Raw genomic sequence first — 17472 nt, forward strand, 5'->3', positions numbered from 1 at the left:
CGTTCGATTTCTTATAAATCTATTGCAGCCGGGCATCGCCGAAGACGATGTCGTCCGGTGGTGCGTCGGCCGGCAGGCTGAAGCTGGCACTGGCCCAGGCGCCAAAGTCCACGTTTTTACAGCGCTCGCTGCAGAACGGCCGGTACGCATTGCTGGCCGCATACAGGCTTTTGCCTTTGCAGGTCGGGCAGACGACCCATTTTTTGGGAAGAGCGGCGTCGGTGTCGGTCATGCTCATGCACACAGTGTCAGTTCAAACGAAGCGTCTTCGCTGCAGGCGTGCAGGCGGTCGTCGGCTTCGTGGCGCATCATGCGCACCGAGACCATCAGCCGGTTGCCGCTGATCTCGGGTATCAGGCCCAATTCGGGATCGATGCGCAGGCGCAGCAGCTGGTAGGTGCGACCCTGCGGCAAGTTCTGCTGGAACTGGCCGGCGATCGCAATTACTTTTTGCGGTGCGCCCGAATCGCGCAACATCTTCAGCAGGTGGTGGATGGATTCGGCCAGCGGCGCCAGAGTGGATGCCCAGTGTTCGATGGCGTTGCGGCGTACCGTTGCGGGCTTATGCTGCCAAGCAAAATAGGCGGGCAGATCGAAGCCACAGGTGCCGCCTGGAATGCTGACACGGCTGCGCAGGCCCATCAGCCAGTCGTTTTCGGTGAGTGCATGGCCGGCCTTGCCCGGTTGTTCATGCAGCGCGGTGTAGCAGCGGTCCAGCTGGGCGATCACGTCGTCCAGCACTTCTTCGGCGATGGACGGGTTGCCGCGGTAGCCGTTGAGGATGGTTTTCTGCTTTTCCAAATCCCGCATCACGTCCGATTTGAGGTCGGCGCGGGCCGCCACGTCCATGATTTCAAAAATGGTCGTCAGCGCGTAATGGTGGTCCAGCGCGTGTTCTCTGGGCACCAATTCGCCTAAACGCCGAAACAGATGCTCCAGCCGCAAGTAGGTGCGGATGCGTTCGTTAAATGGGTATTCGTAGAGGATCACGCTGTTTTTCCAGTGGCGGCATCATAGCCCGAAGTGGGGGGCGATTTGGCGGACCTCCTTGCGCAACTGGTCCAGCGTCAGGCCGTCGTTGAAGATCACCAGGTCGGCAACGGCGAGCCGTTCGGCGCGGCTGGCCTGGGTCTGGATCACCTTGCGCACGGTGGCTTCGTCTAGTCCGTTGCGGCCCAGTACCCGGGCGACTTGCGTGTCCTCCAGGCAGTCCACGACCAGGATCTGGTCGAGCCGGTGGCGCCAGTGACCGGACTCCACCAGCAGGGGAATATCAAACACCACACAGCGGGCGCCCGTGGCCTGGGCGGCATGGAACTGGGCTTCGATCGCCTGGCCTACCAGAGGGTGGACGATGGCTTCCAGGCGCTTTTTGGCATCGGGCTCCGAGAAGGCCAGGGCCCGCATCCGGTCGCGGTCCATGGCGCCGTCTGGCGCGATGAACTGTGCGCCAAAAGCGGTTCGGATGGCCTCAATGGCGGAGCCGCCAGTCGCCGTGGCGGCGCGCGAAATTGCATCGGCGTCGATGACCGTGGCACCCAGGTCTTGCAGCATCTGCGCGACCGTACTCTTGCCGCTGCCGATGCCACCGGTGAGCCCGATCCGAAGGCACGGTTGCATACTTTTACAAACCAATGGCGTGCAGGATGGCGTTGGGTCCGAAGACCATGGCGGTCAGGCCCGCTCCCGCCAGAAATGGACCGAAGGGTATGTAGCCGCCCTCGCGCAGGCCGGAGCTGAACTTCATGGCGATGCCCACCACTGCGCCGATTACCGACGCCATCAGAATCATTGGTACCAGGGCTTCCCAGCCAAACCAGGCACCCAGCGCCGCGAACAGCTTGAAGTCGCCATAGCCCATGCCCTCTTTGCCGGTCAGTAGTTTGAAGGCCCAGTAAATGATCCACAAGGACATGTAGCCGGCAACGCAGCCCCACAAGGCCGCAAACAGGGGTACCGCAGTCCATTGCAATGCCGAGCCTATCAGTCCGACCCAGAGCAGCGGCAGGGTAATGTCGTCGGGCAACAGTGTGGTGTCCCAGTCGATCAGCGCCAGCGTCAGCAGCGCTGCGGCAAAGCCGCACCAGGCCAGTCCCGTGATGGTGGGGCCCCATTGCCATAAGCAGAGAAAAAACAGTGCGCCGGTCGCCAATTCCACGGCCGGATAGCGGGGGCTGATCTTGGCGCTGCATGCAGAGCATTTGCCGCGCAAGAACAGGTAGCTAAGGACCGGTATGTTCTCGAACCAGCGGATCTGGTGCCCACAGTGCGGGCAGCGCGAACGCGGCAGTAGCAGATTGAATGGCTCTGCGGTGACCGGCTCGGTGCCCTGCATTTCAGCGTATTCGGCCGCCCATTGCCGCTCCATCATCTTCGGCAGGCGGTGCACCACCACATTCAGGAAACTGCCGAGCATCAGGCCGAAGAGGCCGCCCAGCAGGGCCACCATCCACTGCAGTTCCGGCATCAGACAACTTGGCCCAGTTTGAAGATCGGCAGGTACATGGAAACCACGATGCCACCGATCAAGGTGCCCAGGAACACGATGATGATGGGCTCCATCAGACTGGACAGGCCTGCCACCATGTCGTCCACCTCGGCTTCGTAGAAGTCCGCTGCCTTGCCCAGCATGTGGTCGATGGAGCCCGATTCCTCGCCGATGGAGCACATCTGCAGCACCATCGACGGAAAGATTTTGGCGTTGCCCATAGCCGTCGTGAGACTGGTGCCGGTGGAGACTTCCTGCTGGATCTTTTCGGTGGCGATTTGAAACACCGAATTGCCCGAGGCTCCGCCCACCGAGTCCAGCGCTTCGACCAAAGGCACACCCGCGGCAAACATGGTGGACAGTGTGCGGGTCCAACGGGCAATACACGATTTCTCTACCAGAACGCCGAATACCGGTAGCTTGAGCATGATACGGTCCATTACTTGCTGCATCTTGACGTTGCGCTGCCAAGCTTGCATAAAGAAGTAGAAGCCTGCACCGATACCGCCGAAAATAAGCCACCAATAGCGCACGAATACTTCACTGATAGCCATCACAAATAGCGTGGGGGCGGGCAAATCTGCCCCAAAACTGGTAAACACTTCCTTGAATGCCGGAATCACAAAAATCATGATCACCGCCACCACCACAAACGCCACCACCACCACCGACGCCGGGTACATCAGCGCCGATTTGATCTTGGACTTGATCGCCTCGGTTTTCTCCATATAGACCGCCAGCCGGTCCAACAGGGCTTCCAGAATACCGGCGGCCTCGCCGGCTTCGACCAGATTGCAGTACAGACTGTCGAAGTACAGGGGGTACTTGCGAAACGCTGCGCTTAGCGAGCTACCGGTTTCCACATCTTGGCGAATGTCGTTCAGCAGCTTGGTTACGCTGGCGTTGGCATTGCCGCGTCCCACGATGTCAAAGGCCTGCAGCAGGGGCACACCGGCTTTCATCATGGTGGCCAACTGGCGGGTGAAGATGGCGATGTCCTTGGGCTTGATGCTTTTGCCCGAGCGCATGCGGCGCTTCTTGATCTTGGTCGGGAACACACCCTGGCGGCGCAAGGAGGCCTGAACCTGGTTTTCGCCCGCAGCGCGGGTTTCGCCGCGCACCTGTTTGCCATTGCGGTCCTTGCCTTCCCATTCGAAGACAAACTCTTTAACGTCTCTGGGCGATGCAGTTGCCATGGAATGCCTTGTACGTCCGTCGTGGTCTATTCATTGCTCACGGCGAGCACTTCTTCCAGCGAGGTCAACCCTAGCTTGACTTTGTGCAAACCGGCCTGGCGCAGAGTGCGCACGCCTTCGATTCTGGCTTGTTCGGCAATATCCATGGCACTGCCATCGCGCAGGATGATGCGCTGGATTTCGTCTGAAATCGGCATCACCTGGTAGATACCGACCCGGCCTTTGTAGCCGTTATTGCAGGCATTGCAGCCTATCGGGCCATAAGGTTTCCAGGAGCCATTCAGTTCTTCGGCTTCAAAGCCAGACTCCAGCAGGGTTTTCTGTGGAATCTCGATATGCGCCTTGCACACCGGGCACAAGCGCCGCGCCAGGCGCTGGGCCGTGATCAGGATCACACTGGACGCGATATTGAACGGCGCAATACCCATATTGCGCATCCGCGTCAATGTGGTGGGGGCGTCGTTGGTGTGCAGAGTGGACAGCACCAAGTGGCCGGTTTGCGCGGCCTTGATGGAGATATCGGCAGTTTCCAGATCCCGGATTTCGCCGACCATGATGATGTCCGGATCCTGGCGCAGAAAGGATTTCAGCGCGACGGCAAACGTCAGGCCCGCCTTGTCATTGACATTGACCTGGTTGACCCCCGGCAGGTTTATTTCGGACGGGTCTTCTGCCGTGGCAATGTTGACGCCAGGCTTGTTCAGCAAGTTCAGGAAGGTGTAGAGCGACACGGTTTTGCCCGAACCCGTGGGGCCGGTGACCAGTACCATGCCGTAGGGCCGGCCAATCGCATGCATGACCCGCTCTTTTTCTTCGGGCTCGTAGCCCAGTGCGTCAATACCCAGCTTGGCGCTGCTCGGGTCCAGAATCCGGATCACGATCTTTTCGCCAAACAGGGTGGGCAAGGTGCTAACGCGGAAGTCGATCACCCGGTCAGGGCCGATCTTGAGCTTCATCTTGCCGTCTTGCGGCACCCGCTTTTCGGAGATATCCAGTCGCGAGATCACCTTGATGCGCGAAGCCAGCTTGTCCTTGATGGCTACCGGTGGCGAGGCGATTTCGCGCAACTCGCCGTCGATCCGGAAGCGCACACGGTAGTTGTGCTCGTAGGGCTCAAAGTGCAAGTCCGAAGCCCGCATACCAAACGCGTCGAGCAGCATCTTGTGCAGGAACTTGACGACCGGGGCATCCTCGACCTCGTTCGCATTGATTTCCGCGGCTTCTTCCGGCACACCCATATTGGTGTCGTCGAAGTCAAAATCACCGCCGATGATGTTGCCCATGGCTTCATTGGCAGAGACGGAGTTGGCGTCCACGATCTTGGACAGCTTGTCGTACTCGGCAATGATCCAGTCCACCCCCAGTTGGGTCGAGAACTTGATCTTTTCCGCGGCTTCCTGGTCGGACGGGTCGGCGGTGGCAACGATCAGGCGGTTGTTGCGCTTGCTCAGCACCACCACGCGGTAGGCTTGGCAGATTTTGCCGTCCAGCAGGTCTCTGGGCAGGCGTTCCCGGTCTACCGCATCAATGTCGAGCAAGGGGGCTGCGAACGCGGTGGACATGGTATGTGCCAGGTCCGATGCCGAGACCACGCCCGAGGTCATCAGCTCGGCAATAAAGCTGGTACGGTTGCTCTGGGCTTTGCGGTAAATGTCCTCGGCCGACTTTTGCCCTAACTTTCCGGCAGAAATCAAAACCCTTCCCAGGCCGGGAAGCGCTACGGTAGAGGTTTCTTTGGTGAAGGGTTCAACAGCGGCCATAAGCCCAAAATGTAGCAGGTAGCAAAAGGTAACCGGATCATCACCGATTCAGTGGCGGCTGTAAATGGCGCAGCCGCACCTATTCAGGGGCTGCTGCTATCAGATTGGGTGCTGATAAAGCTTTGTAACTCGCTGGGCAGCGCGGCGTTGAGCTCCACACTCGCCCCACTTGCGGGGTGGCTCAACTGCAAACGCCAGGCGTGCAGGAACATGCGTTTGAGCCCTTGCTTCACCAAGGCCTTGTTGGCCTCAAAGTCGCCATACTTGTCGTCACCGGCAATCGGAAATCCCTCCGAAGCCAGGTGCACGCGGATCTGGTGGGTGCGGCCGGTCTTGATGGTCACCTCCAGCAGGCTGAAGCCGGCAAAGTGCTGGGCCACCTTCACCAGTGTGAGCGAGCGCATGCCGTCCGGGTCGTCCCGGGCCACCACCTTGACCCGGCGCTCCCCGTTCGCCAACAGGTACTTGTGTAAAGATTTGTCCAATACCTTCTTATTGACCGGCCAGTGCCCGAGCACCAGGGCCAGATAGGTCTTGCCAGTTTCGCGTTCGCGGAACTGGTCTTGCAGGTTCTTCAGTGCGCTGCGCTTTTTGGCCAGCAGCAGGATGCCCGAGGTTTCCCGGTCCAGCCGGTGCACCAGCTCCAGAAAGGGCGCCTTGGGGCGGGCCATGCGCAACTGTTCGATGACCCCAAAGCTCACTCCGCTACCGCCATGCACGGCCACACCGGCCGGTTTGTCGATGGCCAGCAAGTGTTCGTCTTCTAGTAGCACCGGGAATTCGCGCGCGGGGGCTGGGGCGCTGGCCATGGCTTCGGCCTTTTCGGCGACCCGTTCGGAAATCCGGGTCGGCGGCAGCCGCACCACGTCACCACCGGCAATGCGGGTGTCGGCAGCCGCACGGCCTTTGTTGACCCGTACTTCGCCGCTGCGGATGATGCGGTAAACATGGGTTTTGGGAACGCCTTTGAGGTGGCGCATCAGGAAGTTGTCGAGCCGTTGGCCGGCATCGTCGGGGTCCACCGTAATGAATTTGACTTCAGGCATGGGGGGTGGGTGGTTAGCACCTATAATATTTTTCACCAGCGTCGCGTCGTAAGTGCTTGATTCACCACAGTTTAGAGCACAACACCGACAACGCTGCGAGGTCGATGCCACTCCAGGCTGTCTGCTGCCAAGCCGCGCGAACCTAGCGCCGGTGGCCGCAAACGCTGATGAGGCGGGCTGACGCGATGGAAATACGGATACGGAATACCCCCAAATTGTCGACCTGTGCCAATACGTTCTACGTAGTGCCCAGGTGGCTCAACGGATCGAAACGAGAACTCTTGTGCTGATGGTGATGGTTCAAACCTGCTGGCGGTGGCTCATAGCCCCGGTCTTTGGCATGGAATCGCCCCTAGTGCACATCTACTATGCGCGAGTAGCTATGAATTCAATAGCTATTCTGCCCACCACCTTCCTCGCTTTCGTCCCCATACCCCCTCTGTCACCCTGTAAGCCAACGCTTACCTAGTGCAGTCTTGCGGTCATTCCGGTTGTTTCCATGCGTCTGTTCAGGCATCAAAAGGCTCAATTTGGGCCATATTGAATTGAAGAACATTTCTGGACCCTTTGTGGTCCAGTCAAAGGAAACGCACCATGAAACGGATGCTGATTAATGCAACGCAGTCGGAAGAACGTCGGCTAGCGATTGTGGACGGGCAAAAACTGCTCGACTACGAAATTGAAATCGAGGGGCGCGAACAGCGCAAGGGCAATATCTACAAGGCCGTCGTCACCCGCGTCGAGCCTTCGTTGGAAGCCTGTTTCGTCGACTACGGCGAAGACCGCCACGGCTTTCTGCCTTTCAAAGAAATCTCCAAGCAGTATTTCACCCAGGGCGTGCCGGTCAACCAGGCGCGCATCAGCGATGTGATCCGTGAAGGCCAGGAGCTGCTGGTCCAGGTCGAAAAAGAAGAGCGCGGCAACAAGGGCGCAGCCCTGACCACCTTTGTGTCGTTGGCCGGCCGCTACGTGGTGCTGATGCCGAACAACCCGCGCGGCGGCGGCGTGTCGCGCCGCATCGAAGGCGACGACCGGGCCGAGCTCAAAGAAGCCATGGACCAGCTCGAATACCCGAACGGCTCCAGCATCATTGCCCGCACCGCCGGTATCGGCCGCAGCGCCCCTGAGCTGCAGTGGGACTTGAACTACCTGCTCAAGCTGTGGACCGCGATCGACGGTGCCGGCAAGTCGGGCAAGGGCGCGTTCCTGATTTACCAGGAATCCAGCCTGGTAATCCGTGCCATCCGCGACTACTTCAACAACGACATCGGCGACATCCTGATCGACACCGACGACGTGTACGAACAGGCCCAGCAGTTCATGGCCCATGTGATGCCTGAGCACGCCGCCCGCGTGAAGCGCTACCGCGACGACGCGCCGCTGTTCAGCCGTTTCCAGATCGAACACCAGATCGAATCGGCCTACGCGCGCACTGTGCAGCTGCCAAGCGGTGGCGCCATCGTGATCGACCACACCGAGGCTTTGGTCTCGGTGGACGTGAACTCGGCCCGCTCCATCCGCGGCGGCGACATCGAGGAAACCGCTACCCGCACCAACCTGGAAGCCGCCGAAGAAGTGGCGCGCCAGATGCGCTTGCGCGACTTGGGCGGCCTGATCGTGATCGACTTTATCGACATGGAAGAAAGCCGCAATCGCCGCGACGTGGAAAACCGCTTGCGCGACGCGCTGCGCCAGGACCGCGCGCGTGTGCAGTTCGGCACCATCAGCAAATTCGGTCTGATGGAAATGAGCCGCCAGCGCCTGCGCCCGGCGCTCAGCGAAGGCGCTTCGATTCCTTGCCCACGCTGCGGCGGCTCGGGCCACATCCGCGATACCGAAAGCTCGGCGCTGCAGATCCTGCGCATCATCCAGGAAGAGTCGCTGAAGGACAACACCGCTTCGGTGATGTGCCAGGTGCCGGTTGACGTGGCTTCGTTCCTGCTGAACGAAAAACGCACCGAAATCGCCAAGATCGAGCTCAAGCAGCGCATCAACGTGCTGATGGTGCCGAACAAGACGCTGGAAACGCCGAACTACAAGCTGGAACGCCTGAAGCACGACGATCCGCGCCTGGACCACATCGAAGCCAGCTACAAGATGGCCGACGTGGTGGACGATGCCACCTCGGTGACGCGCCGTTCGCAAGAGCCGACCAATAAGCAAACCCCGGTGATCAAGGGCGTACTGCCCGATGCACCCGCACCGCAAGCCGTGCCCAAAGCCGTGGCCCCAGCACCTGCGCCCGTGGTGGCCGCGCCCGCACCGGTGGCAGCACCGGTCGAGACAGGTTTCTTTGGCTGGCTCAAAGGTCTGTTTGGTGCCGCGCCTGCGCCGGTCGTCGTGCCTCCAGCACCCGCCCCAGCGCCGGTAGCAGCCAAGACCGAAGAGCGCCGTGAAGGCCGCAATGCACGCGGCGAGGGCTCCAGCCGCGGCGGTCGCGGTGGCCGTGGCGGCCGCGATGAAGCGCCAGAAAGTCGTGAAGGTCGTACTGAGCGTGGCGAGGGCCGCAGCGGTGGCCGTGGTCCCCGTAATGCCGAAGCCCGTGAGGGCCAGGAAGCCCGTCCGGACCGTGGTCCGCGCAATGCCGCAGACCGTCCTGAGCGCGCCGAGCGCCCGGAGCGTGTCGAAGGTGCTGCCGATGCCCAAGGCCGTGGCCGCGGTGGCCGTGGTCGTGGCGACCGCCAGCAGGGTCCGCGTGAGCGTTCCGAGGCAGACAGCCAGGCCTTGGTGTCCCAGGGCGAAGCCGGCGTAGTGACCGAAGCCGGTGCCGTCAGCGTTGATGCTACGGGTTCAGAGCCCCGTGCCGAGCGCGCCCCCCGCAATGCGGGTGAGCGTGGTGAACGCAACTCGCGTGGTGGCCGTGGCGGCCGTGGCAACCGAGAAGACGGCGTAGCCGGCCGGGACCGCCAGGACGAGCCGCGTCCCGACCTGCGCGAACCTTCCGCCGAAGCCGAATCGGGCCGTGCCCCCCGCCCCGAGCGTGAGCCGCGTGCTGAACGCGAACCCCGTGCGGAGCGTGAGCCTCGCCAGGACCGCGAACCGCGTGCCGAGCGTGAACCCCGTGCGCCAGAAGTTGAGGCGGTTGAGCGCCCAGAGCGTCCTTCCTACTTCGCAGCCGCCAAGCCGGCGGTTGCCGACGCTGAAGGCGCCCCGGTGGTGGCCGAGGCTGGCGAAGCTGGCAATGAAGCCCGCCCCGAAGGTGAAGAGCCCCAGCGCCGTGAAAAGCGTTCACGCGACCGCTATGGCCGTGACCGCAAGGACCGTGCGCCGCGCGACAACGCGGGTGAGCCTGCGGCTTTCGTGCCCAACCCTGTGGAGCCGCAAGCCGAATCCCTGGTGGAGCGCTCGGTGGCCGTGGCTCCGGCCGCTGCCCCTGAGGTGGCGGAAGTGGTGCAGGAACGTGCGCCCGTCGCGCCCGCAGCCGCTGAAGTGGTTGTGAGCGTCGTCGCACCGGTAGCAGCACCAGCAGCAGCGCCCAAGATGCCGGCTTTCTCTCTGCCTACGGCGGAGCTGGACCAATTGGCCCAGAGTTCGGGTCTGCAATGGGTGGGTACCCACCCGGAGCGCGCCGCTGCCGTCCAGGCCGCGATCGCTGCTGAACCCCAGCCGGTGCACGTGCCGCGGGTGCGTCCTCCCATCGTGGTAGCGCAAGCCGAGCCACTGGTGATGGTGGAAACCAAGCGCGATCTGCGCAGCATGGATCTGCCGTTCTAAGCAGTTCAGCCTGCCAACAAGAAATGGACCTTCGGGTCCATTTTTTTGGCTTGTACGGAGTGGATGCCGACTGGTCTGACGCGGGGCCTAGGGGCTGGTCGCCGGATGTGGTGGGCAGGTCACCATCTCTGTCAGCCTAGTAGACCAGGGGGCATGTCCCGGGGTCTGGGGTTAACTATCAGGTTGCGGCGACGCGCTTGTAGGCTTCTTGCGCAGCGGCCGTGTCGCCGCGTTGTTCGGCCAGGTCGGCCAGTGCGCGCCAGGCGCTGCGCTGCAGCCCGGCGTCGCCCAGCTGGTGCACCGCTTGTGTCAGCAGTTGCTGGGCCTTGCCCCAGAGCTGGTGGCGCAGGCAGGCGATGCCCGCCAGGTACTGCAGATTCGCATCCCGTGGGTTGCGCTGCTGGGCGGCTTCAATCCGGTGTAGCCAGGGCAGGTCTACCGCGTTGTCGGACACTGCAAATCCGGCTTCCAGCGCCCGCACCAGCTTGATGCTGTAGGCGTGCTCTTGCTCGGGGTGGGCCACCAGTTGTTCCCAGATCGGCAGCAGCCACTGGCGGGCCAGGCCGGCATCCCCCTGCAGGGTGGCCAGGCGGTGTGCGGCCTGGATGGCTACATCGGGCATCAGGCGTTCGGTGCTTTCCAGCTCGGCCCAGGCACGCTGTAGTTGCGCAGGGTCATGGGCGCTGCTGACCAGTTCCAGTGCCAGGCCGCGCAGAATGCTCTGGGCCGCGGCTGGCGAGAACGCCCGGTGCTTGGCCAGCAGGCGGGCGGTTTCCAACGCCGGCAGGGTCTGGCGTGCCAGACGGTTGGCTTTCAGGCGCACGCGCAAAGCCAGGGTGCGGCGGGCCGCGCCCTGGGGCAGGGCGTCCAGCCATTGCAGCGCGGCATCGGCGTCGCGGTCGGCCAGGGCCCAGTGGGCGGCGCGCAGCTGCACGCCTTCGCGGGTTTCCTGGGTTTCCAGGGTGTTGCGCTGCGCCGTGCTGTCCAGGGCCAGCTGCATATGGGTATCGCGGACGGCGGTGTCTTGCAGCGACTGGGCGCTTTCGGCGGTGATCAGATGGGCGAGTGCGCGCAGCTTGTCGCCATGGGCCAGCGGATGGCCGCTGGTCAGCAAGGCTTTTTCCTGGCGCAAGGCGGCTTCGGCGGCTTTGCGGGCGCGCAGAAAGCGGCCGGCCAGCAGGTGCGAGAAAGCGTCCAGCAGGGCCGTATGGGTGGCCCGCTCTTTTTGCTGCAGGCGCCAGCGCTGGGCTTGCTGCGGCATGGAGAAGAGTGCCGACAGGGCCTTCAAGGCCAGGTGCAGCACCACAAACAGCGCGGCCGTCAGCACCAGCACCAGGTTCAAGGACAGGTCCACCCGGTAAGGCGGCCAGAAGACGGTGATGGTGCCCTGGTTGTTGCCAGCCAGCAGCGCTACCGCAACGGCCACACCGAACAGGGCCAGGAGCCAGGCAATCGCGCGCATGCTCAGCGCCCCGCCGCCGCAGTGGCCAGGGCGGCCAGGGTTTCATCCACCCGCGGCAACTCGGCACTCTTCATCTGGCTTTGAACCTGCTGCAGCAAGGTGGCCATGTTCTGGGTTTTGCGCGAGCTGGGGTCGAAGTACTTGTTCAGCGCCGCAGTGGCCGCGGCCAGGTCGGTGCGCGAGGATTCGAGCTGCCGGGCCAGCAGGCCGAGCCGGGCATTCAGCAGCTTGAGCTTGAGGTTTTCGCGCAGGAAGAAGGTTTGCTCGGGCGACAGCAGCGCGGCTTCGGGCTGCTCGATGCGGCTGACGCGCAGCAGTTTGCGGGCTTCCTGGTGCACCAGGTCCAGCCAGCGCTGCCACCACTCGCTGGCCGCCGGTCCGCTGGCGCTTGTGCCCGCGCCTACGGCGGAGGCTGCCACCACAGCGTTGACGGTGGGCAGTTCGTCGACCTGGCGTACCAGTTCGTCGAGCTTGATCAGCAGGCCCGGGGTGTCGGTGGTGCTGGCCGACTTGATGCGGTCGGTGTCGCGGGCGATAGCGCGCTGCAGCGGCGCCAGGCGCGGCTGGGCGGCGCGGCTGACGCGGTCGTCGGCGGTCTTCAGGGCGGCCAGCAGGGGCTCGACGCTGCCGGTGAGCTGGGCCTGCTGCTGGGCCAGCCGCACCGAGGATTCGATGTCGACCACCAGGTTCTCGTCGCGCGAGCGCGACAGGCTTTGCATCAGGTCTTCGAGTTGGGAGCGCTGCAGCGTGGTTTCGCTGATGCGCGCATCGGTAACGGCCTGGCGGGCGGCGGTCTCGCGGGCCTGGTCTTGCGCCTGGCGGGCCATGGTGCGGGCCTCGACCGCTTGCGCGCCAGCGTCGGCGCTCTGGCGCGCCAGGTGTTCCTGGATGCTGGACAGCTTTTGCCACAGCAGGCCGCTGCTGGCCAGGGCCAGCACGGCCACGCCCGCCACGACCAGCGTGGATTTGCTGGAGCCCTTGGCCGGTGGTGTCACCGGTGGGGTTGGCGGGGCGGCAGATTCAGGGGGCAGCTCGGCATTCATGCGAGTGATTCTATCGAGGCCACTATCTCGGCCAGAGTCGGGCGTGACTCGCAAACAACACCAAAACCCGCAGCCCGTGCGGCCTGTGCGATCCGCGGGTGGGTAGCGACGGCGCGGGCCGGGCGGAAATCCTGGCCCGGTAGCAGGGTTTGCAGATGGGCTATGGCTTCGGAGCTGCTGAACAGCCAGACGCTGCCATCGGTACAGGCCTGGTGTGCCTGGGCCAGTTGGGCGGCGCTGAACACCGGCAGGCGGCGCTCATAGGCAACCACCGTGTCGACCTGTGCGCCGGCGGCGGCCAACTGCTCGGCCAGCCAGCTGCGGCCGGCGCTTTCGCCGGTGTGGTCGCCGCCACGCACGATCAGCACCCGGCTGCCGGGTTGCACGCGGGGGGCAACGATGTGCCACAGGGCTTCGGAGTCGAATTGCCCGGCAGCGGCATCCGGCGCGTCGATCTGCGCAGGTTCTACGCCCGCCTGGCGCAATGCAGCCACGGTGCCGGGGCCGGTAGCCCATGCTCTTGTTTTAATAGCTGCTTGCGATGGCATAGATTGCGCTAGAGGCCGATTTAATGCATAAAAATGCTGGACCGCATTGCCGCTGACAAACATGGCCGCCTGGTAGCTGGCCAGCTGCTGCCAGGCCTGCCGCACCGGCTGCGCATCGGCGGCCGGGCCAATATCGATCAGGGGCAGGGCGGTGCTGCGTATCCCTAGGGCCGCCAGCTCGCGGACCCAGCGCAGGCCGTCCTGCGCGGGGCGGGTGACGATGGCGTGCATGGCCTGAGGGACGGGTGGCGGCTAGCGGGCGCCGCCGGCGCGCAGCTGGGCGGCGACCTGCTCCCCCAGCGCGGTGGCGCTGGCCAGGTCGGTGATGGCGGCCTGCGCGCTGGCGGTCACCAGGGGGGCGGGCTGCTCGGCATCGCCCCAGGCCGCGTCTATGTGCAGTTGGTCGCCCTGCCAGGTGGCATAGGCGGCCAGCGGCATGGAGCAGCTGCCGCCCATGCTGCGGCTGACGGCGCGCTCGGCGGCCACGGCCTGCCAGGTGGCGGTATGCGCCAGCGGGGCCAGGGCGGCGACCAGATCGGTGCGGTCGGCGCGGATTTCTATGCCCAGCGCGCCTTGGCCGGCGGCGGGCAGCATGCGGCTGGACGCGAAGCGGCTGCGGATGCGCTCCGGCAGGCCGAGTCGTAGCAGACCAGCAGTCGCGAGCACGATGGCGTCGAACTGGCCTTCGTCGAGCTTGCGCAGCCGGGTGTCCAGGTTGCCGCGCAGTGGGGCGATCTGCAGATCCGGCCGCAGCGCGCGCAGCAGTACGGTGCGGCGCAGGCTGGAGGTGCCGACCACGCCGCCCTGCGGCACATCGGCCAGGGTCGCGTAGCGGTTCGAGACAAAGGCATCGCTCGGGTCTTCGCGCTCCAGCACGCAGGCCAGGGCAAAGCCTTCGGGCAGGTCCATGGGCACGTCTTTCAGGGAGTGCACGGCGATGTCGGCGCGGCCTTCCTCCAGGGCGATTTCCAGCTCCTTGACGAACAGGCCTTTGCCGCCGACCTTGCTCAGCGAGCGGTCGAGGATCTGGTCGCCGCGGGTGGTCATGCCCAAGAGGGTGACCGTATGGCCGCGCTGTTGCAGCAGGGCCTGGACGTGCTCGGCCTGCCACAGGGCCAGCCGGCTTTCGCGGGTGGCGATGACGATCTTCAAGGAGTCCAAAGAGGACGTGGACGGTGTACTCAAACCGGTAACCTGTTGGTAATTTTTGGAAGAAATAGCGGGCGTTTCGGGGGGAGGTCGATGCTAGCATGCGGCCTGCCCGCCTCTTTGTTTCGCCCACCTAGGAAGTTTACGTATGTCAACGGCAGATTCCCCCAGCTCCAGCGCCCCCAAACGCGTCCCGCCAGGCCCGTCCCAACCCGCCCGTCCGGCCCGTGCCAAGGACAATGAGCGCCCTCTGGTGGAAGACATTCGCTTGCTGGGCCGCATCCTGGGGGATGTGATTCGCGAGCAAGAGGGTGCACCCGCATTCGAGCTGGTCGAGCAGGTGCGCAAGCTGTCGGTGGCCTTCCGCCGCGATGCCGATACCGATGCCGACAAGGCGCTGAAAAAGCTGCTCAAAGGCCTGACCGGCGACCAGACCGTCAGCGTGATCCGCGCGTTTACCTATTTCAGCCATCTGGCCAACCTGGCCGAAGACCGCCACCACATCCGCCGCCGCGCCGTCCACGAGCGTGCCGGCGATACCCAAGAAGGCAGCATAGAAGTGGCCCTGGCGCGCTTGCGATGGGCGGGTATAGCTCCTAAAACAATAGCGCAGACCCTGGCCCACAGCTATGTGTCGCCGGTGCTCACAGCCCACCCCACCGAAGTCCAGCGCAAGAGCATTCTGGACGCCGAGCGCGACATCGCCCGGCTGCTGACGCTGCGTGACGAAATCCGCGAACGTGGCGCACTCAGCGTCAAGGACGCGTTGGCGCCGCGCGAACTGGCCGCCAACGAGGTGCAATTGCGGGCCCGGGTGATGCAGCTGTGGCAGACCCGGCTGCTGCGCATGTCCAAGCTGACGGTGGCCGACGAGATCGAAAACGCGCTGAGTTACTACGAAGCCACATTCCTGCGCGAGATTCCCAAGCTGTATGCCGAGCTGGAAGGCGCGCTGGGCAACCACCCGGTACACAGCTTTCTGCGCATGGGCCAGTGGATCGGCGGCGACCGCGATGGCAACCCCAACGTCAGCGCGCAAACCCTGGAATACGCTTTGCGCCGCCAGGCCGATGTGGCCCTGCGCCATTACCTGACCGAGGTGCACTACCTGGGCGGCGAGCTGTCGCTGTCCGCCGGCCTGGTCGGGCTGACGCCGGCCATGCAGGCCCTGGCCAAAAGCTCACCCGACACCAATGTGCACCGCCAGGACGAGCCCTACCGCCTGGCGCTGACCGGCATGTACGCCCGCCTGGCCGCCACGCTGAAAAGCCTGACCGGTGGCGACGCGGCCCGGCATGCGGTGGCACCGCAGAACGCCTATCTGCTGGCCGAGGATTTCCTGGCCGATCTGCGCACCATCCAGGCCTCTTTGCTGGCCAACCACGGCGCCACCCTGGCCGCCGAGCGCCTGCACCCGCTGATCCGCGCGGTCGAGGTGTTCGGCTTCCACCTGGCGACGGTGGACCTGCGCCAGAGCTCGGACAAGCACGAAGAGGTGGTGGCCGAGCTGCTGTCGGTGGCGCGCATCGAGTCCAGCTATTCCGCGCTGGATGAAATGGCCAAGCGCAAGCTGCTGATGGGCTTGCTGAACGACGCGCGGCCCTTGCGCGTGGTCGGCGCCCCGTATTCCGAGCACGCGTGCAAGGAAATCGCCATCTTCGAGGCCGCCCGTGTGACCCGCGCCCGCTATGGCGTGCAGGCCATCCGCCACTACATCATCAGCCACACCGAGACGGTGAGCGACTTGCTGGAAGTGCTGCTGCTGCAAAAAGAAGTGGGCCTGATGCACGGCACGCTGGACCAGAAGGCCACGGTGGACCTGATCGTGGTGCCGCTGTTCGAAACCATTGAAGACCTGCGCAATGCCGCGCCCATCATGCGCGAGTTCTACGACCTGCCCGGCGTGGCCGACCTGGTGCAGCGCAGCGGCGCCGAGCAGGACATCATGCTGGGCTACTCGGACAGCAACAAGGACGGCGGCATCTTCACCAGCAACTGGGAGCTGTACCGTGCCGAGATCGCGCTGGTCGACCTGTTCGACCAGCTGGCCAACAGCCACAACATCACCTTGCGCATGTTCCACGGCCGCGGCGGCACGGTGGGGCGTGGCGGTGGTCCGAGCTACCAGGCCATCCTGGCCCAGCCACCGGGCACGGTGCGCGGCCAGATCCGCCTGACCGAGCAGGGCGAAGTCATAGGCTCCAAATACGCGAATCCCGAGATCGGCCGGCGCAACCTGGAAACCCTGGTGGCCGCCACCCTGGAAGCCACCCTGCTGCAGCCCACCAAGTCGGCCACGCCGGCGTTCCTGAAGACGGCGGCCCAGCTGTCCGAAGCCAGCATGGCGGCCTACCGCGCGCTGGTCTATGAGACACCGGGCTTCACCTCCTACTTCTTCGACTCCACGCCGATCCGCGAGATCGCCGAGCTGAATATCGGTTCGCGCCCGGCCTCGCGCAAGGCTTCGCAAAAGATCGAAGACCTGCGTGCCATCCCCTGGGGCTTTAGCTGGGGCCAGTGCCGCCTGACCCTGCCGGGTTGGTACGGCTTTGGTTCGGCGGTCGAGGCGTTCTTGAACGAAAACGGCGCTGCAGGCAAGAAGGACGCGCTGGGCGTGCTACAAAAAATGTATCGCCAGTGGCCATTCTTCCGCACCCTGCTGAGTAATATGGACATGGTGCTGGCCAAGAGCGACCTGGCGCTGGCCTCGCGCTATGCCGAGCTGGTCAGCGATGCACGGCTGCGCAAGCGTGTCTTCAGCAGCATCGAGTCCGAATGGCATCGCACGGCGACTGCGCTGTCGCAGATCACCGGCGAGAAGCAGCGCCTGTCGGGCAATGCGGCGCTGCAGCGCTCGATCCGCCACCGCTTCCCGTATATCGACCCGCTGCACCATCTGCAGGTCGAGCTGGTGCGGCGTTACCGGGCTGGCCAGGGTGACGAGCGGGTACAGACCGGCATCCATATCTCCATCAACGGCATTGCGGCTGCCTTGCGTAATACGGGGTAAAAGCGCGCCAGCTCAGCATGTTGCTCTGCAATAATGAAAGCAATGGCCGATGCATG

At 63.9% G+C, this 17472-nt stretch carries 13 protein-coding genes; 2 read left to right on the forward strand and 11 right to left on the reverse strand.

Features of this window, described 5'->3' with window-relative positions:
- Nucleotides 1-19 precede the first annotated feature (19 nt).
- The 7 genes from J2X19_RS01080 to J2X19_RS01110 form a co-directional block, all read right to left on the reverse strand.
- On the reverse strand, nt 20-238 hold the full coding sequence (locus J2X19_RS01080; RefSeq protein WP_116605845.1) for a DNA gyrase inhibitor YacG: 219 nt from the start codon (nt 236-238) through the stop codon (nt 20-22).
- Nucleotides 235-990: a cell division protein ZapD gene (zapD, locus tag J2X19_RS01085; protein ID WP_310369843.1), complete on the reverse strand. Its 756-nt coding sequence runs from the start codon at nt 988-990 to the stop codon at nt 235-237. Before zapD ends, J2X19_RS01080 begins: the two co-directional genes overlap by 4 nt.
- Before the next feature lie 21 nt (nt 991-1011).
- Nucleotides 1012-1620 (reverse strand): dephospho-CoA kinase, encoded by a 609-nt coding sequence (coaE, locus tag J2X19_RS01090; RefSeq protein WP_310369846.1) that lies wholly within the window; start codon nt 1618-1620, stop codon nt 1012-1014.
- A 4-nt stretch (nt 1621-1624) separates the two neighbouring features.
- The gene (locus J2X19_RS01095) at nt 1625-2467 is read right to left on the reverse strand and encodes a prepilin peptidase (protein ID WP_310369847.1); all 843 of its coding nucleotides are present in this window, start codon (nt 2465-2467) and stop codon (nt 1625-1627) included.
- Nucleotides 2467-3684, reverse strand: coding sequence for a type II secretion system F family protein (locus J2X19_RS01100; protein WP_310369849.1), 1218 nt, complete (start codon nt 3682-3684; stop codon nt 2467-2469). The genes J2X19_RS01095 and J2X19_RS01100 overlap by 1 nt, the downstream gene beginning before the upstream one ends.
- A gap of 26 nt (nt 3685-3710) precedes the next feature.
- Nucleotides 3711-5444 (reverse strand): type IV-A pilus assembly ATPase PilB, encoded by a 1734-nt coding sequence (pilB, locus tag J2X19_RS01105; RefSeq protein WP_092758170.1) that lies wholly within the window; start codon nt 5442-5444, stop codon nt 3711-3713.
- Nucleotides 5445-5527: 83 nt separating this feature from the next.
- Nucleotides 5528-6526: an RluA family pseudouridine synthase gene (locus tag J2X19_RS01110; protein WP_405048581.1), complete on the reverse strand. Its 999-nt coding sequence runs from the start codon at nt 6524-6526 to the stop codon at nt 5528-5530.
- Nucleotides 6527-7084: 558 nt separating this feature from the next.
- On the opposite strand from J2X19_RS01110, the gene J2X19_RS01115 reads away from it, so the two are divergent.
- On the forward strand, nt 7085-10204 hold the full coding sequence (locus J2X19_RS01115; protein WP_310369852.1) for an Rne/Rng family ribonuclease: 3120 nt from the start codon (nt 7085-7087) through the stop codon (nt 10202-10204).
- 178 nt (nt 10205-10382) lie between these two features.
- Here J2X19_RS01115 and J2X19_RS01120 read toward each other — a convergent pair whose 3' ends face one another.
- Genes J2X19_RS01120 through hemC form a run of 4 tightly spaced genes read right to left on the reverse strand, consistent with a single transcriptional unit; the run spans nt 10383 to nt 14442 of the window.
- Nucleotides 10383-11666 (reverse strand): heme biosynthesis HemY N-terminal domain-containing protein, encoded by a 1284-nt coding sequence (locus J2X19_RS01120; protein ID WP_310369854.1) that lies wholly within the window; start codon nt 11664-11666, stop codon nt 10383-10385.
- A gap of 2 nt (nt 11667-11668) precedes the next feature.
- The gene (locus J2X19_RS01125) at nt 11669-12709 is read right to left on the reverse strand and encodes a uroporphyrinogen-III C-methyltransferase (protein ID WP_116605853.1); all 1041 of its coding nucleotides are present in this window, start codon (nt 12707-12709) and stop codon (nt 11669-11671) included.
- Nucleotides 12706-13488 carry a uroporphyrinogen-III synthase gene (locus tag J2X19_RS01130; protein ID WP_310369858.1) on the reverse strand — a complete coding sequence of 261 codons (783 nt, stop codon included), beginning with the start codon at nt 13486-13488 and terminating at the stop codon, nt 12706-12708. Before J2X19_RS01130 ends, J2X19_RS01125 begins: the two co-directional genes overlap by 4 nt.
- A gap of 21 nt (nt 13489-13509) precedes the next feature.
- Nucleotides 13510-14442, reverse strand: coding sequence for a hydroxymethylbilane synthase (gene hemC, locus J2X19_RS01135; RefSeq protein ID WP_310369860.1), 933 nt, complete (start codon nt 14440-14442; stop codon nt 13510-13512).
- 112 nt (nt 14443-14554) lie between these two features.
- Between hemC and ppc the strand changes: the two genes are divergently transcribed.
- On the forward strand, nt 14555-17416 hold the full coding sequence (gene ppc / locus J2X19_RS01140) for a phosphoenolpyruvate carboxylase (protein ID WP_310369861.1): 2862 nt from the start codon (nt 14555-14557) through the stop codon (nt 17414-17416).
- The last annotated feature ends 56 nt before the right edge of the window (nt 17417-17472 follow it).

The organism is Rhodoferax ferrireducens, assembly GCF_031458075.1.
GTDB lineage: Bacteria > Pseudomonadota > Gammaproteobacteria > Burkholderiales > Burkholderiaceae_C > Rhodoferax_B > Rhodoferax_B ferrireducens_A.

Coding starts and splice junctions, on each gene's coding strand:
- pilB (WP_092758170.1), bottom strand. CDS start 5,444: ATGGCCGCTGTTGAACCCTTCACCAAAGAAACCTCTACCGTAGCGCTT.
- J2X19_RS01095 (WP_310369847.1), bottom strand. CDS start 2,467: ATGCCGGAACTGCAGTGGATGGTGGCCCTGCTGGGCGGCCTCTTCGGC.
- J2X19_RS01080 (WP_116605845.1), bottom strand. CDS start 238: ATGAGCATGACCGACACCGACGCCGCTCTTCCCAAAAAATGGGTCGTC.
- coaE (WP_310369846.1), bottom strand. CDS start 1,620: ATGCAACCGTGCCTTCGGATCGGGCTCACCGGTGGCATCGGCAGCGGC.
- ppc (WP_310369861.1), top strand. CDS start 14,555: ATGTCAACGGCAGATTCCCCCAGCTCCAGCGCCCCCAAACGCGTCCCG.
- J2X19_RS01120 (WP_310369854.1), bottom strand. CDS start 11,666: ATGCGCGCGATTGCCTGGCTCCTGGCCCTGTTCGGTGTGGCCGTTGCG.
- J2X19_RS01115 (WP_310369852.1), top strand. CDS start 7,085: ATGAAACGGATGCTGATTAATGCAACGCAGTCGGAAGAACGTCGGCTA.
- J2X19_RS01130 (WP_310369858.1), bottom strand. CDS start 13,488: ATGCACGCCATCGTCACCCGCCCCGCGCAGGACGGCCTGCGCTGGGTC.
- J2X19_RS01100 (WP_310369849.1), bottom strand. CDS start 3,684: ATGGCAACTGCATCGCCCAGAGACGTTAAAGAGTTTGTCTTCGAATGG.
- J2X19_RS01125 (WP_116605853.1), bottom strand. CDS start 12,709: ATGAATGCCGAGCTGCCCCCTGAATCTGCCGCCCCGCCAACCCCACCG.